The organism is Listeria valentina, assembly GCF_011800755.1.
Classification (GTDB): Bacteria; Bacillota; Bacilli; order Lactobacillales; family Listeriaceae; genus Listeria; species Listeria valentina.
Genome location: NZ_JAATJW010000145.1, coordinates 1 through 1,069 on the forward strand (window position 1 = coordinate 1; position 1,069 = coordinate 1,069).

A 1,069-nucleotide genomic window follows, 5' to 3' on the forward strand; every position below is an offset into this window, starting at 1 on the left:
CTCCATAATACTTTTTATAAATCCAAGAATAGGCAACCTTGTATTTATCTGTTCTTTTGTGCTCTATACTTTGTAAAGCTTATTATCAAACTTTGTGCAATTAAGAAATTCTAGCCTTTGAAATCTTGTTTTTATTAAGTCTTGATTCATAGATAAATTGGCGGTTCTACTTTTTCAAAATCATAGTCCTTCAACCAATCGGCTATTTGCTCTCCCAGTATAGCGGCCATTTCAAAAGATGCCTGAATTTGTTTTTTTGAAATATGATTAACATGGATGCCTGATGTTACAACTAGATTCCCAACCAATAAGGAAGAAATTTTTTGAATAACAGTCCTCGCTAGAATATCGTCTTTGTGAAAACGACCATCATGACTTGGAAATGCTGTATTCTGTATCTGTCCATTCATTTGACGAGTAGTAATCGTTCCAATGTGTGGGTTTGTCCCTCCTGTCAAAATGATAAGAATATCTTTTTCAATAATTTGAACATCTGCTTGCATGGTGAAGTTTTCTTGAGAAATGGAAAATTCTTTTACTTTATTCATTTGCCCCGCTCCAACGTCTATCCGTTTGATTTTTAACGCCCATAGAATCCAGCACTTTCATAGAATGGTGATCTAATAGATCTTGAATTGTTTGTGGATGATGATAAAATGCCGGAATTGGAGGAATAATATGGCATCCTATTCGGGCTAGCTTTGTTAAATTTTCAAGATGGATGACGCTTAAAGGCGTCTCTCGCGGAACTAGGATCAATTTTCTCTGTTCTTTTAAAATAACATCTGCTGCTCTTGAAATAAGATTATCCCCAAGTCCTGTAGAAATGGATGCCACTGTTTTCATACTTGCCGGAATAATAATCATTCCTTCTGTCAAAAAAGAGCCACTTGCTATGGTTGCCCCAAGATCATTGGCAGAATAAACGAAATCAAACCAGGTTTTAAATTCGTGCCAATTCATTTCTGCTTCTAATTTCAAATTTTCTTTTGCCCAGCTGCTAATAATTCCATGTGTTTCAATTTCAGGATATTGCTTCATTTTCTTTACTAGATCAATGGCATACGAG

Annotated in this window: 2 protein-coding genes; both read right to left on the reverse strand. The window is 35.3% G+C overall.

Annotated elements, in window-relative coordinates; all coding sequences use genetic code 11:
* Positions 1–146: 146 nt before the first annotated feature.
* Positions 147–548 carry a prenylated flavin chaperone LpdD gene (lpdD, locus tag HCK02_RS13875; RefSeq protein ID WP_167630686.1) on the reverse strand — a complete coding sequence of 134 codons (402 nt, stop codon included), beginning with the start codon at positions 546–548 and terminating at the stop codon, positions 147–149.
* Positions 541–1,069 (reverse strand): UbiX family flavin prenyltransferase (locus HCK02_RS13880; protein WP_167630687.1); only part of this gene is annotated, 529 nt, incomplete at its 5' end. The genes HCK02_RS13880 and lpdD, both read right to left, overlap by 8 nt.